This window comes from Robiginitalea insularis, from assembly GCF_052497835.1.
Window position 1 is genome coordinate 2451622 of the sequence record NZ_CP199296.1, and the last position, 14463, is coordinate 2466084.

Consider the following 14463-nt stretch of genomic DNA (forward strand, 5'->3'; position numbering starts at 1 on the left):
CAAAAAGGGGTATTCGTACATTTGCCGAAATTCCAGGATTATGAACAAGAGGGAAGAACAGCTTAAAGCCTTTGATCGTTTACTGACCATTATGGACGAGCTTAGGGAGCAATGCCCGTGGGACCGGAAACAAACCATGCAATCCCTCAGGCATCTTACCATAGAGGAGACCTATGAGCTGGGAGATGCCATCCTGGAAAACGACCTGGAAGAGGTAAAGAAGGAACTGGGAGACCTGTTGTTACACATCGTATTTTATGCCCGCATAGGATCGGAAACCCGGGATTTTGATATAGCGGATGTAGCCAACGATATCTGTGATAAACTTATTCGCCGTCATCCGCATATTTACGGAGATGTAGCTGTGAGCGGGGAGGCGGAAGTAAAGGCGAACTGGGAAAAGATCAAATTATCAGAGGGTAAGAAAAGTGTTTTGCAGGGCGTTCCTGACAGCTTGCCTGCACTGGTAAAGGCCAACAGGATACAGGAAAAGGTGGCCGGGGTAGGCTTTGATTGGGAGAACCCACAGCAGGTATTGGAGAAGGTTCGTGAGGAGCTTGCTGAAATGGAACAAGAGCAGCAAAACGGGAATTCCGAAGCGCTGGAGGCAGAAATGGGAGATGTGTTTTTTTCCATGGTAAACTATGCGCGTTTTCTGGGAATCAACCCGGAGAACGCACTGGAGCGTACCAATAAAAAATTTATTCAAAGATTTAAATATCTGGAGGCGCAGGCCAAATCCGAAGGGAAAACCCTTTCGGAAATGACCCTTGCCGAAATGGATGTACACTGGGAAGCCGCCAAAAACCTGGAATAGAATGCTTGCATTGCGAATAAGAGGTTTGTCCTGGCAGCTGCGGACCTCATAAACCTTTGTTTTTTGTACAAGGCCTATACCAAAGAATTTCGATACAACATTAAACTGGCATCCCCAGTAATCCTTGGGATGCTTGGGCATACCTTTGTTGCCTTTGCGGATAATATCATGGTGGGCCAGCTGGGGACTGCAGAGCTGGCGGCTGTTTCTTTGGGCAACAGTTTTGTTTTTATCGCCATGTCTTTGGGAATTGGTTTTTCCACGGCCATTACCCCCCTGGTGGCTGAGGCGGATGGGGCAGGGGATACGGAGGTTGGACGATCTGTACTGCGGCACGGCCTGCTGCTGTGTACCCTCCTCGGAATTGCGTTGTTCGGGTTAATACTGCTTTCCAAGCCCCTGATGTACCTGATGGACCAGCCACCGGAAGTGGTTGCTATAGCCGGGCCGTATATCGATTTGGTAGCCTTCTCACTGATTCCGCTGGTTATCTTTCAGGCCCTGAAACAATTCTCTGAGGGACTCTCTCAAACCCGTCATCCCATGTACGCTACAATAGTGGCTAATATCATCAATATCAGCCTGAATTATTTGCTGATATTCGGATCCCTGGGGTTTCCCAAACTGGGAATTGTAGGAGCAGCTATTGGCACCCTGGTGGCGCGGATTGGAATGTGTGCTTTCCTCTGGTTTATCCTGCTCAGGCGACCTGTTTTTAAGCGATATGTGGAAGGGCTGCAGTTCGGGAAAATCCGGAAAAAGATGATGCGGAAAATCATGGACCTGGGCTTCCCCTCAGCGCTCCAGATGTTTTTCGAGGTTGGGATATTTACCGCTGCGGTCTGGATAAGCGGGGTGCTGGGTAAAAACCCCCAGGCAGCCAACCAAATTGCCCTGAACCTGAGCAGTATGACCTTTATGTTCGGGATGGGCCTGGGAGTGGCCGCTATGATTCGGCTAGGGAATCAGAAGGGATTGCGCAATTATCCGGAGCTCAGGCGTATAGCCACCTCCATTTTCTTAATGACAGCACTGCTGGAGGTGCTCTTTGCCCTCCTCTTTTTATTCGGACGCAACTGGCTCCCCACCCTCTACCTGGATGTGAACGATATGGCGAACCGGGCAGACAACCTGGCGGTTATGGGAATGGCGTCGGAATTGTTGCTGATTGCAGCTTTCTTTCAGATATCCGACGGGCTGCAGGTGGTAGTCCTGGGTGCCCTGCGCGGGCTTCAGGATGTAAAAATCCCAACCTGGATTACCTTTATTTCCTACTGGCTGATCGCTTTCCCTGTATGTTATTACCTGGGCCTACACACTTCCCTGAAAAGCATCGGCATCTGGGTTGGGCTGTTAACCGGGCTTACAGCCTCGGCAATAATGTTGTATCTTCGATTTCGTTATATGACCAACCGCTTGCTGTTAAAACAGGCTTAAGCAGTACTTAAGACAGAGTTAAGATGGACTTACCTAAATTTTTGCTGGGGGATAATACGGATTATCCGTCGGCTATCTTTATCATCCATACCGAGTACCCCCGCTTTATTATTAATCTTGAGAATGATGAGGTGGAGTGGCTGGAGGAATTCAGCCCGGAGGACGAAGCGGAATTAGCTGAAGAAACGGAAGGACTTATCAGACAGGCAACCGAATTCTACGATCGGGAAATTGCCAGATACGAGGATTGATATGTGGGATGCGATCATAGAAAAAGATCGGGAATTATTCTTGTACCTGAATAGCCTGGGAACACCCGCCTGGGACGGTTTCTGGCTTTTTCTTTCCGACAAGTGGGCAGCCATCCCCCTCTATCTTTTGCTGTTGGTTATAAGCTTTCGCAGGCTCGGATGGAAAAATACCCTTGTGTTTTTAATATTTATCGCCCTTTTGATAACCGTCTGCGACCAGCTGGCTAATTTTTTTAAATACGGGGTGGCCCGGCTCAGACCCTGCCACGACCCGGACCTTCAATCGGTTTTGCGGCTGGTAAAGGCCAGTTGTGGGGGACGCTATGGGTATTTTTCAGCCCACGCGGCAAATGCCATGGGCCTGGCAACCTTTTTCTGTTTCTTTCTTGGGAAGGCCTGGCGCTGGTTTTGTTCTTTTCTGATTATTTGGGCTCTGGCGGTTGGTTTTAGCCGAATTTATCTCGGGGTGCATTACCCGCTGGATGTTGTGAGTGGTGCCCTGGCAGGTAGCTTTTTCGGCTGGTTGTTCTACAGACTTTATACTTTTGCATCCTTAAAATTCGCGTCATGATCTCTGCTCGCTTTTTTTGGGCCTTTCTCATTGCATTAATTGGCGTATTTATTGCCGGGATCTTTGCAACCCTGATGGAAAATGACTCGGCCCAGTTCGCCGTCATGGCCATGCGAATGGTACAGGAACAGGACTTTCTCAGCCTGTGGAAAGGCACGGAGGAATACCTGGATAAACCCCATATGCATTATTGGCTTGCTGCCATATCTTACAGTTTATTCGGGATAGAGGACTGGGCCTACCGAATCCCTGCAATTCTGGCAACCTTGTTGGGGGCCTATAGCTGCTATGGCCTGGGAGTATTGTTGTATAGCAGGAATGCCGGGAAAATTGCGGCCCTGATTTTTCTCAGTTCGCAGACCATTGTACTTTCCCTGATTGATGTCCGCACAGACGCCGTTTTGACCGGTTTTACCGTCCTGGCTATCTGGAAACTGATGGAATACCTGCGCTACGGTAGACTCATACCGCTGCTTATCGGGGCAGCGGCAACCGGAATAGCTTTCTCAACCAAGGGGCAAATTGCAATCGTGGTAATCGGGCTTCCGCTGATATGTCAGCTGGGCTATACCCGGAATTGGAAGCGCTTGTTTAATCCAAAAATTATCTGGGCGTTGGTTGTTTTTGGGATCGTTATCACCCCCATTCTCTATGCCTATTACCAGCAATTCGACTTACATCCGGAGAAGGTGATCAGAGGGAGGGATAACCGGTCCGGGATCTTCTTTATCCTTTGGGAACAGAGTTTTGAACGCCTTAGCGGAGAAGGGGTTGGAAAGAACAGCTCAGATTACTTCTTCTTTTTCCATACTTTTTTATGGGTGTTCCTGCCCTGGACGCTGATGGGGCTGGCCGCCTACTGGGAACGGGCAAAAATCTTTCTGAAAAGGGCACAAAGCAGGACAGGATCCACAGAGGTGCTCACCCTGGGGGGGATTACTACCATCTTTCTGATCATCAGTTTTGCACAATTCAAATTACCCCATTACCTCAATATTACAATCCCCCTGTTTGCCGTACTTACTGCCGGGTTCCTGGATACGATGGCTGCCTCAGGTCGTGGAAGTTGGTTGCAAAAAGCCTCGTATTTCCAGTTAGGGATTTTTGGGATTGTACTGTTGGCTGTTTCCGTGATCTTTTTCTGGGTATTTCCTTTGAGTGTACTTCTGGCGGTAACTGTGATCGCAGCTGCTGTTGTGCTTTGTGTATGGTTTATCAGAAGCCATAAATCCCCTTTACCCCGCCTGCTGGGTATCAGCCTGCTGGCCAGCATCTTATTAAACAGTATGCTGAATCTGCATTTTTATCCGGAATTGCTAAAGTACCAGGCAGGATCTGAGATGGCCAAGCTGATCGAAAAAAAGAACCTGCAAATCAATACCATCTACAAACTCAATGAAGACCATAGCTGGGCCCTGGACTTCTACTTTGGCAAACCGCTCAAAACGATTTCAGCCGGGGATATTGCGGCTGAGGAAGGGCTGTGGGTCTATGCCACAGATCAGGAACTGGAAAACCTCAGGGAGATGGGATTCGAATTGCAGGAACAGTATTCAGTTAATCAATTCAGGATTAGCAGACTACAAGCCAGGTTTTTAAACCCCGGGACCAGGGAAAAACTGCTTCGAAAGAGGCACCTGCTGCGTCTGACCAAACCCTAAACTTCCTTTTGAGCTACAGTATTCAGGCTTAGTACCGGCTTTTTAAAATGATAGTAGATCCCCAGGAACGAGCATAGGGCGGTTATCAGGAAGAAAACAAGACTGATGGCAATAGCTGTATCCTCCCTTAATTCGAGCCACAGGGCTCCGTAGTAAAAAACGAGCTCCCGGCTGCCTACCCCGCCAATAGTAAAGGGAAGTACTGCAACAATACTGCTGACCAGGAAGACGAACAGATAGGTGGGCAGGCCCTGTTCAAGGCCCAGCGCTGCGAAAATGAAATACACACAGATCAGTTGTGAGAACTGTACCACCGCCGAAAACCCGAGTGACCCCCAGAAAACAGCCTGCAGGTAATTGAAAAATTTATTGTGGACAAGCCAATATACCCCAAGGCTACTGGCCAGTAATAGTATTGCCCATATTTGATACCCTTCCAGCCATGCGGGGGCCAGGAAAAGCAGCAGCGCCCCGCTGTAAAGGAAAAGTAAATACATCCCACTGATGCGGTCGAGCAGCAGTACGGCAACCAGCCGCTTTGTCGGGCTGCCAAAAGTTTTGTGCAGCAGATACCCTTTATAGGCATCCCCTCCGATTCCCCCGGGTAAAAAAAGATTGTAAAACATCCCCAGCAGGTACAGTCTCAGATTGGCATTATGAGTCAGGGGGGTGTTTATCTGATGGAAATACCGGTTCAGCCGAAGGGCTGCTACCCATTTGGAAAGCATAAAGAAAAGAAGGGCGGGCAGGAGCAGAAACAGGTCGCATTGGCGCAAAACCTCCCAAACGGAACGCAGCGGTATCTGGCTGAATACCAGATAAAGGAGTAAAGCACTGAAAATAAATTTTAAGAGGGTAGTCCCTTTTTTATGCAATTTCCCCACCGATCTGGATATTTTTAATACGGTATGGGCGCTTGTTCTGAGATTCGTAATAGGTGCGGATTAGCAATTCCATCACAATTCCGATGGTAAAAAGCTGTATCCCTCCCAGAATGAACATCATCCCGAAAATCAGCAGCGGGCGGGTGCCTATATCCTCATTAAAGCCCAGCTTGACAATTAGCAGATATACATTGATGAGTACTCCCAAAATAATCAGTAAAACCCCGAAGATCCCAAATAAGTGGATGGGCCTTTGGAAATACTTGCGGATAAACAGCAGCAGCATCATATCTGCTATGACCTTGAAAACACGTTCCAGACCATATTTGGAAACCCCTGCATGACGGGCGTGGTGCTTTACCGGCAGCTGTTTGATCTGTGCCCCCTCCAAATGAGCCAGCAAGGTAATAAACCGGTGCATTTCCCCATAGAGGTTGAGGTCTTTGGCAATGGTTTTGGTAAATACTTTCAGGGCGCAGCCGTTATCCTTTATGTCTAATTTTGTGACCCGTCTCACCAGGAAATTGGCAATTTTTGAGGGGATCTTTTTGACCAGTGAATCCCTCCGTTTTTGACGGATCCCGGTAACTACATCGTATTCCCCGCTCAAAGCGTAGGGAAGCATATTGGGTATATCCGAGGGGTCATTTTGCAGATCCCCGTCCATGGTAATGATGTATTCGCCCGAGGCATAATCAATACCGGCCGCCAGTGCCAGGCTCTGCCCGTAATTCTTTTTCAGGGCGATCATATGGATTTTCGGGTCTTTAAGTTCCCGGACCACTTGCCTGGTGCGGTCGGTTGAGAAATCGTCTACATAAACGATCTGGTACTGGTACCCTTTGAGGCTTTTGTGAATTTTTTCCGTTAGCAGCGCAACATTTTCCTCTTCGTTATACAAGGGCACAACAATGGAAAGCAGTTCGTCGGTAATCACATCCATGTAATGGTGCATTGATTTGCTTCCAAAGGTAATTCTTTTTTGTGCAATCCGAAGTTTAGCGGGTATTGCCCTCAGACCTGTAAATCTCCAGTAATTTTGAGGCTCCCTGGAAGGGTGTTATCTGTTGTTCCCGGACCTGGGCCTCTATTTCCGCCAGTAAACCTGCAATTTTGGGATGCGAATAGAAGTCAGCACTGAGTTGCTGTTCTATACGCTGTTTTAGCCAGTTGCGGTTTTGCTCTCTGCGCTTATCCCCGAAAAGACCCGTTTCCTTCGCCTTTTTGACATAATCTGTGATCAGTTCCCATACATCTGCAATCCCGCTGCCTTCCACAGAGGAACACAGCAGCACTTTAGGGACCCAGCCCCCGGGCTTTGGGGGGTAAAGGTGCAGGGCATTTTCAAAGGTTGTACGGGCCAGTTTGGCCTGCGGCAGGTTGGCGCCGTCTGCCTTGTTAATGACAATGGCATCGGCCATTTCCACAATACCCCTTTTGATCCCCTGTAATTCATCTCCTGCCCCTGCAAGTTTGAGCAAAAGGAAAAAATCTACCATGCCGTGCACGGCAACCTCACTTTGACCGACCCCCACCGTTTCCACAAGGATGACATCAAACCCGGCCGCTTCACACAGGATGATGCTCTCTCGTGTTTTTCGGGCCACACCCCCAAGCGAATCTCCCGCAGGGGAGGGGCGAATAAAGGCGTTAGGGGCCCTGCTGAGTTCCTGCATCCTCGTTTTGTCGCCCAGGATACTCCCTTTAGTCAGGCTGCTGCTCGGGTCCACCGCCAGCACGGCCACCCTTTTTCCCTGTTGCAATAATTGTAAGCCCAGGGCCTCTATAAAAGTACTTTTGCCCACCCCGGGCACCCCTGTAATCCCTATGCGGACCGATCGTCTGGCCTGGCTGATGGTCGCCTCGATGATTTTCTGAGCGGCCTCATAATCTGAGCTCAGGGTGCTTTCAACAAGGGTAATGGCCCGTGCCAGGGCTACTGTATCTTTTTCGCGTATTGCTTTGATCAGGGCGGGGATATCGCGCTGTGCCCTTCGGGAATCCCGTATTCGTGCTAATTTGCTTTCCGATGCGGATGGAGGTTTTGCCAAATGTTACAGCTTTAAGGGGACCCGGATCTCCGTCTGGTCCCATTTCAGACTTAAAAAAATGTTTTGATCCCCTTCCTCAAAATCGATAAGGAAGTTTTCAGAAGGTTGCTGACTTACCATAACCGGAACAACCACTTGCAGGAGGTCTGCCTCAGGATTCCGTGTGGTCTCGGAGCCTCCGCTCATAAGGGTAGCCCCCCAGTCCGGAACTTCTTTATTGAAAATGACGGTCCATTGCTTCCGGTCGGGAATAGTCCACAGGGAATAGGTCCCGGCAGGAAGCATATTTCCGGCTATCCGGATCGCTGTACTAGTCTTGAAAGTAGTTGGTTCATTCGCCCCGGTCCTCCATACCTTGCCGTAGGGCACCAGTTTCCCGAAAATGTCCCTTCCTTTCTTTGAAGGGCTGCTGTACTGTACACTGAGCACCGTATCTCCTGATTCATAGGTTGCCGTCTTTTCCGGGCTGTGTTTCTTGGTCTGTTCTTTGAGGTAGGGCATGCCCACAAAGAAAAAGAGCAGCAGAAGGGCCAGGATTATGCCCAGTACCCATTTTAATGTTTTCATCTTACTTTTATTTGGTAGCCCTAATTTAAGGATAACATTCCAGTTGCCGGGGACTAATTTTCCCGATCACGGATTACCCCCTTTATCTGTGGCCTTTAAATCCTTTTAGGGTCGGTCAAAAGTAAAAAGCGATTCATTCAGATACGTATTTCCCGGGAGGAGCACAGCCGACGGGAAGTTTGGATGATTGGGGGCATCCGGGTAATTCTGGGTTTCAAAACAAATTCCTGCAAATGTCTCCGGGGTATACACAATAACCGCCGGCTGATTGGTGTGCACCCGTAATCGAATTCCAGAGATCCCTGAAATAAGTTCTGCGGCTGGTTCTACCCCTTTTTCAAGGATAAAAGGAGTATCCAGTTTTATGTTCCCCAGGGTTTTTCGCCTGCTGAAATCATAAATTCCCGTATTCTCCAGGATGGCTCCCGTAGGGATTAAATCCTCATCCGTTTCCAGCATCCTGCGACTGTTTAAGCACATTTCATAATGTTCAATTCCCGCTTCATCATCAATCTTAAAATACGTATGGTTTGTAAGGTTCAGAACAGTGGGTTGGTCAGAGGTGGCTTTATGCCGGATCAACAAACTGTTCTTTTGCAGGATATACCAGAGGTGGATGCTTACATTGCCGGGAAATCCTTCTTCGAGGTGCGGACTGTGATAGGAAAAATGAATAGAGGGTTCTTCCCCCGCCTGGCTGACGGCTTCTATTTTCCAGTATCTTTTGGCCAGCCCTTTGGTACCCCCGTGCAGAACAATGCCATTTGTATGGTTCATAGGGAAGGAGCTTCCAGATAATTGAAGGGTTTCCCCGCTAATTCTGCCCGCATATCGCCCTACGCAGGCGCCGAGGGAGTATTGGTCTTCCAGATAATCCCGGGGCTGGTCCAGCCCCACCACCAGGTCCTGATTTTTGCCGGCCCCTGTGTGAAACTGCAACGCCTGTAAGACCGCCCCGTAATTCAGGGCTTTTAGCTCTAAATGGCTGTTTTTTATTGTAATTTGTTCCAAGAGGAGCACAAAATATTTATTAAAAATACTCTTTTTTGAAACACTGCATATTTTGTATCGTCCTTAAGATAGCAACTAAAAAATACCAAACTGGAAACTTTGTTTGTACAGTCAGATCTGATCTCACAGTGCAGAAAACATAACCAAAAGGCTCAATTAAAGCTTTATCGCAAGTATGCTGATGGAATGTTTTGTGTGGCCATGCGGTTTTTGAAAAATACTGCAGATGCGGAGGATGTAACCCAGGAAGCCTTTATAAGGGCATTCCAGAAGATCGATCAGTTCCAGGGAGAGGTAAGTTTCGGGGCCTGGCTGAAACGCATAGTGGTAAACCGCTGTATTGATTTTCTGAAAGCCCGGCGCCAGCATTTTGTGGAGCTGGAGGAACACCGGCTGACCATTGCAGAGGAAGATGACTGGACTGTTTCCGAGGGAGTAACCGTGGAACACGTTAAAAACTGTATAGATGAGTTGCCTGAGAAATACCGTTTTGTGGTGCAGCTGTATTTGGTTGAAGGATATGACCATGCAGAAATTTCCCAAATACTGGATATTAATGAAACTACCTGTCGTACCCGTTTGATGCGGGGCAAAGGGTATCTGAAAGAACTATTAAAAAAAGAAAGCCATGTCGCAAGATCTTAGGACCTTATTAAAAGCAGATCGGGAGAAGGAGCATCCAATGCCGGAGGGACATGAGAGCCGCTTCCGAAAAAGACTGCAGAAATCCTTTCCACAAAAGCGCAACAATACTCCTTTCTGGATGGGTATTGCCGCTTCGGTTACCCTTATGCTTGGTTTTGGGATCTGGTACCTCCTACCCACAGCAGAGAAGCCTGTTGAAGATGTTCAGACGGTGGTAGTCCGGGATACCACCCAGACCCCAGCTGCCCTTTCCCTGGGGGATTTATCGCCGGATCTTAAAAAACTGGAACAATATTACACAACCAACATAAACATGGAGCTGGCCAGCCTGGATATTTCCGACGAAAACAGGATGGTTGCGGATGATTTTATAGCCCGGCTCAGGGAACTGGATTCGGAATACAAGTTACTGAGCAAGGAGTTAAATGAAATTGGCCCGAATGAGCAAACCATTTCGGCCATGATCAAGAATTTTCAATACCGTTTGCAATTATTATTAAAACTGAAATCGAAGTTAAACGAATTAAAATCAACAAAAAATGAAACAGTTAACCTCAATAGCGTTTAGTGGCCTGATATTATGTGGTTTGCTCTGCGTGCAACCCGCTATGGCCCAAAATTCAAGGACCTATAAGGAATCCTTTAAAGTGGATAAAGATGCAGTTATTGAACTGAACACCTCTTATGCAGATATCGAATTTGATGCCTGGGATAGAAATGAGGTGGTGGTGGAAGCGGTAATCACATTGGAAGGGGCTTCTGAAGAAGAAGCAAAGAAGTATTTCGAGAAAGCCGGAATCGAAATAATGGGGAACAGTTCAGCTGTTAAAATTAGTACCCTAGGAAATGAAGGCTGGGCCTGGAGGATGGATGCCCCTGATATTGATTTAAGTGAATTGAATATCGAGATTCCCGAAATGCCTGATTTAGCCCCGATGATCAGTGAAATCATGGCTGATCTCCCCGAGATAGCAGCGATGCCCCCCATGCCTCCGATTCCTTACAAGAATTTTGATTATGAGGCGTATCAGAAAGACGGTGAGGCCTATATGAAAAAATGGCAAAAGGAATTTGAAAAAAGCTTTGATAAAAAGTATCGCAAGGAATTGGAAGAATGGTCCAAGGAAATGGAATCCCGTTCAGAGGAGTGGACAGCCCGATGGGAAGAGCGTCATGCGGAACGCCTGAAGCAAATGGAGGAGCAGGCAGAACTGCGTGCGGAGCAGCGGGAAAAAATGGCAGCCGAACGCCAAAAAATGCGTGCAGAGGTGGCTAAGGCCCGGGAAGAAGCGGCCAAGGTCAGGGCCGAGGTGCGTAAAAATGCAAGGGAAGGAGCCGCTGTATTTTATATGCGCGGAGCGGAAGGCAATCAAAATTTTACGATCAAAAAGACGATTAAAATCAAAATGCCCAAAAACACGCCCCTGAAGATGAATGTTCGGCACGGAGAGGTAAAAATGGCCGGAAACACCTTAAATATGCGAGCAAACTTGTCTTATGCAAGTTTGCTTGCTTCGGCACTCGAAGGCGAAAATACCCTTATAGAGGCACGATATTCGCCAATCTCAGTTAAATCCTGGAAGGGAGGGAAGCTCAGTGCCGATTTTTCGGATAATATTACACTGGATGAAGTGGCCCGCCTTGTACTCAATAGCACATCCTCCAATATTGAAATAGACCGGATACAGGGGAAAACCTCCATACAGAACAATCTTGGCTCCCTGAGCATTCATTCGTTATCAGATGATTTCGGGGAACTGGAAGTATCCGTTCAGAATGGGGAATTTTATGGGAAATTGCCGGCTGTAGCCTATGTCATAACCGTGAACAACAAAGCTTCCGAAGTGTTGCTTCCAAAGGGAATTACCTGGGATAATGGAAAAGGGGCTGCAGGATCAGCCAGTAAAGGGTACTTCCTGAAAAAGGGTTCGGGAAATTCCATTGTAATAAACGCCGCTTACAGTCAGGTAAATCTTAACAACTGATTAGTCCTTCAGTAGCAGCGTCCCGAAGATATCCGCATTAATCCACCCCTGGTTTTTATCCGTTCCCGGAACAAAAACCGACCCTATAAAATTTTCCCGTTCCTTACTTCCGTCATTGTCGCAATAAGCCAGGGCAAAGCCAATCTGTTTATCAGCTTTCAGATCTACCGGGCTGTGTTTCCCACCTTCTGTAAAGTTATCCCCGTATAGTGCAACGGCCACTTCCCAACTACTGGTATTCCCCACTTGTTTCCTGGAAGACCTAACGTGTTCATTATACAGGTGTGGCTCCCGGTCCGGGCCCAGGTCTACCACGTTTCCGTCCAAAGCCACATGGTATGCAAAGGCATTGTGGTTGTATTGGTGCAAGCCCCCTGAATTATCTTCATCGACAAAAATTTCAAGGCAATCATCGTCCCACCAGAGTTTCAGGGGGTCCGCATACTGGTCGTAAAGCGTGTCATCCGTAATTTCCACATAGAGATAAAGAGCTTCTTCATCCCATAAGAGCTTGTACCGGCCTGAAAAATCTTCGAAATCATAGGTTTCGCCCAGCCAGTTCTGATCCAGCGTATACCATTGCTGTTCATCCCAGCTGGCTTCCTGGGCACTGCCGTCCAGCACAATTTCCGAACGGCTTTTATTTACAGGGATTATTTGATGATTTTTTTTATGAGACTCCTCTGAGCAGGAGAACAGCATGGGCATGAGCATTGCAGTAAGCAGTATTCTTTTCATGTTTCGATTGTTGTCAGGGCGGCTCCGGATAATAATTTTGGCGCTTCATTTAGCTCCGGAGCTTTTTGAATTCCTGTAAATAAAGATACTTCCTTCTGGGATAAATATTAAAAAATGCGGCCTTTTTACAGGCCGCATTGCTGAAAACTAGTTTTTTTTCACAGGTTCAATGCGCATTTTCCTTCAGGTAATCCTGGAAATTAGCCTTAAACCGGTTAAGCCTCGGAATGGAGACATTTCGGATATACGGATTGTTCGGGTGTTTTTTTTCATAATCCTGATGATAGTCCTCCGCAGGATAAAATTTAGTCAGGGGGCTTACCTCGGTGACTATAGGCCGGTCGTAAACCTTATTATCCCTGAGTGCCTGCATATAGGCCAGGATAATTTTTTGTTCTTCTTCATTTTCGTAAAAGGCGATGGATCGATATTGAGCCCCCTGATCCGGGCCCTGCCGGTTGAGGGTGGTTGGGTCATGAGACCCGAAGAAAACCTGTACCAGTTCAAAAAAGCTGATTTCTTCAGGGTCGTAATATACTACAACTGCCTCGGCATGGCCGGTGCGCCCGTAACTGACCTGTTCGTAAGTAGGATCCTTTTCAGTCCCCCCGGCATATCCGGAAATCACTTCCTTTACACCCTTAACACTTTCAAAGATGGCTTCAACGCACCAGAAACACCCGCTGGCGAAGTAGGCCGTTTCGTATTGCGATAAGTCCTGCTGAGACAAACCTTTTGCGACTTCTGTGTTTTCTGCTATTTGAGGAATTTCGGCTGCTTGATTTTCTTTTTTGGGTCTGGACTGGCAGGATGCCATCAATAGGCATAAACAGCCTGTAATCAATAATTTAAATTCTTTTCTCATGGTTTCTTTTTCTTTTTCGAAAATACAAACTACAGCCCTGCGGGTGCCTTTAAGAAATGTTAATTCTCGGGAACCTCTGTATTTATAATTCCAAAAGTCTCCCGGCAGCCAAAAGTATTTTCGATATTTGAAAACCTTTTATGGAAAAGTCCGGCATCCCTTTACCACTAATGCATATCCCTTTTGAGCGGGAGAAATACCTGCTGGTTGATTTATCTGTATCCAATCCGGATCTGGGGGCTTCTATACGGGACCCGGAGGCCTGTCAGGCCTACCTGGACGAACAACTGCGGCAACACGGTGCCGGGATAGCCTATGGGGGATACCTCGAACAACGCGCACTGTATACTTCATTTACACATTTTAAGGATGACCCTTCAGAAGACCGTAACATCCACCTTGGGGTTGATTTCTGGGCAGCTGCAGGCAGCCCTGTATTGGTTCCGCTCGATGGGCGGGTCCATAGCTGGGCTTATAGACAAAATGCGGGAGATTATGGCCCTGTTATTATCCTGGAGCACGATTCTGGCTCCGGGAAGATGTATGCATTATACGGCCATCTATCCCCAACAGACCTGCAGGGCCTGCATCAGGGCCAGGTCTTTCGTCAGGGACAGGTTTTGGCCCATCTCGGGGATGTTGAGGTTAATGGCGGCTATGCAGCCCACCTGCATTTTCAAATCATTCGGGATCTTGGGTCTTATTCCGGGGACTATCCCGGGGTCTGTACCGCATCCTCACTGGATTTTTACCGGCAGAATTGCCCCGACCCGCTCATTTTTCTAAACTATCAGTAAAAGGTTTAGGGATTAACTGCCGATTTTATCGCTAAGCGGTTTCGGGTATCCGATCCGTTTACCGATGTTTTTTTACCGCTTATCCGTATTCTTGCCAGATACCGAAAAATAAGGGTTTTTCGGCGAAATGCAAGCCGGTGAAACCCTCTGCTACCCGTTTTAATTATAGTAAAAGACCCCAAG

16 protein-coding genes are annotated in these 14463 nt (G+C 47.7%); 9 read left to right on the forward strand and 7 right to left on the reverse strand.

Annotated elements, in window-relative coordinates; all coding sequences use genetic code 11:
• Positions 1-40: 40 nt before the first annotated feature.
• The 5 genes from mazG (at position 41) to ACT6NV_RS11100 (ending at position 4737) form a co-directional block, all read left to right on the forward strand.
• Positions 41-817 (forward strand): nucleoside triphosphate pyrophosphohydrolase, encoded by a 777-nt coding sequence (mazG, locus tag ACT6NV_RS11080; RefSeq protein WP_445384516.1) that lies wholly within the window; start codon positions 41-43, stop codon positions 815-817.
• Positions 818-880: 63 nt separating this feature from the next.
• Positions 881-2254 carry an MATE family efflux transporter gene (locus ACT6NV_RS11085; protein WP_445384517.1) on the forward strand — a complete coding sequence of 458 codons (1374 nt, stop codon included), beginning with the start codon at positions 881-883 and terminating at the stop codon, positions 2252-2254.
• Positions 2255-2277: 23 nt separating this feature from the next.
• Positions 2278-2505 (forward strand): hypothetical protein, encoded by a 228-nt coding sequence (locus ACT6NV_RS11090; RefSeq protein WP_445381686.1) that lies wholly within the window; start codon positions 2278-2280, stop codon positions 2503-2505.
• 1 nt (position 2506) lies between these two features.
• The gene (locus tag ACT6NV_RS11095; RefSeq protein ID WP_445384518.1) at positions 2507-3076 is read left to right on the forward strand and encodes a phosphatase PAP2 family protein; all 570 of its coding nucleotides are present in this window, start codon (positions 2507-2509) and stop codon (positions 3074-3076) included.
• Positions 3073-4737, forward strand: a complete 1665-nt coding sequence (locus tag ACT6NV_RS11100; RefSeq protein WP_445384519.1) for an ArnT family glycosyltransferase — start codon at positions 3073-3075, stop codon at positions 4735-4737. Before ACT6NV_RS11095 ends, ACT6NV_RS11100 begins: the two co-directional genes overlap by 4 nt.
• Here ACT6NV_RS11100 and ACT6NV_RS11105 read toward each other — a convergent pair.
• The 5 genes from ACT6NV_RS11105 to ACT6NV_RS11125 form a co-directional block, all read right to left on the reverse strand.
• A complete protein-coding gene (locus ACT6NV_RS11105; RefSeq protein WP_445384520.1) occupies positions 4734-5621 on the reverse strand; it encodes a lysylphosphatidylglycerol synthase transmembrane domain-containing protein in 888 nt (295 codons plus the stop codon). The genes ACT6NV_RS11100 and ACT6NV_RS11105 overlap by 4 nt on opposite strands.
• Positions 5605-6564: a glycosyltransferase family 2 protein gene (locus tag ACT6NV_RS11110; protein WP_445384521.1), complete on the reverse strand. Its 960-nt coding sequence runs from the start codon at positions 6562-6564 to the stop codon at positions 5605-5607. The genes ACT6NV_RS11105 and ACT6NV_RS11110 overlap by 17 nt, the downstream gene beginning before the upstream one ends.
• Before the next feature lie 55 nt (positions 6565-6619).
• Positions 6620-7672 (reverse strand): methylmalonyl Co-A mutase-associated GTPase MeaB, encoded by a 1053-nt coding sequence (meaB, locus tag ACT6NV_RS11115; RefSeq protein WP_445384522.1) that lies wholly within the window; start codon positions 7670-7672, stop codon positions 6620-6622.
• Between the two features lie 3 nt (positions 7673-7675).
• Entirely contained in the window at positions 7676-8239 is a 564-nt protein-coding gene (locus ACT6NV_RS11120; RefSeq protein ID WP_445384523.1) for a DUF2911 domain-containing protein, read from the reverse strand.
• A 105-nt stretch (positions 8240-8344) separates the two neighbouring features.
• The gene (locus tag ACT6NV_RS11125; RefSeq protein WP_445384524.1) at positions 8345-9259 is read right to left on the reverse strand and encodes an aldose epimerase family protein; all 915 of its coding nucleotides are present in this window, start codon (positions 9257-9259) and stop codon (positions 8345-8347) included.
• Positions 9260-9349: 90 nt separating this feature from the next.
• Here ACT6NV_RS11125 and ACT6NV_RS11130 point away from each other — a divergent pair, with 90 nt between their 5' ends.
• Genes ACT6NV_RS11130 through ACT6NV_RS11140 form a run of 3 tightly spaced genes read left to right on the forward strand, consistent with a single transcriptional unit; the run spans position 9350 to position 11880 of the window.
• Positions 9350-9895, forward strand: a complete 546-nt coding sequence (locus ACT6NV_RS11130; protein ID WP_445384525.1) for an RNA polymerase sigma factor — start codon at positions 9350-9352, stop codon at positions 9893-9895.
• Positions 9879-10463, forward strand: coding sequence for a hypothetical protein (locus ACT6NV_RS11135; RefSeq protein ID WP_445384526.1), 585 nt, complete (start codon positions 9879-9881; stop codon positions 10461-10463). Before ACT6NV_RS11130 ends, ACT6NV_RS11135 begins: the two co-directional genes overlap by 17 nt.
• On the forward strand, positions 10435-11880 hold the full coding sequence (locus tag ACT6NV_RS11140; RefSeq protein ID WP_445384527.1) for a DUF4097 family beta strand repeat-containing protein: 1446 nt from the start codon (positions 10435-10437) through the stop codon (positions 11878-11880). The genes ACT6NV_RS11135 and ACT6NV_RS11140 overlap by 29 nt, the downstream gene beginning before the upstream one ends.
• On the opposite strand, the gene ACT6NV_RS11145 is transcribed toward ACT6NV_RS11140, so the two are convergent.
• The gene (locus tag ACT6NV_RS11145; protein ID WP_445384528.1) at positions 11881-12618 is read right to left on the reverse strand and encodes a sugar-binding protein; all 738 of its coding nucleotides are present in this window, start codon (positions 12616-12618) and stop codon (positions 11881-11883) included.
• A 166-nt stretch (positions 12619-12784) separates the two neighbouring features.
• Positions 12785-13483 carry a peptide-methionine (S)-S-oxide reductase MsrA gene (gene msrA, locus ACT6NV_RS11150; protein ID WP_445384529.1) on the reverse strand — a complete coding sequence of 233 codons (699 nt, stop codon included), beginning with the start codon at positions 13481-13483 and terminating at the stop codon, positions 12785-12787.
• A 140-nt stretch (positions 13484-13623) separates the two neighbouring features.
• On the opposite strand from msrA, the gene ACT6NV_RS11155 reads away from it, so the two are divergent.
• Complete coding sequence (locus ACT6NV_RS11155; protein ID WP_445384530.1) at positions 13624-14280, forward strand: peptidoglycan DD-metalloendopeptidase family protein; 657 nt, start codon at positions 13624-13626, stop codon at positions 14278-14280.
• Positions 14281-14463 lie beyond the last annotated feature (183 nt).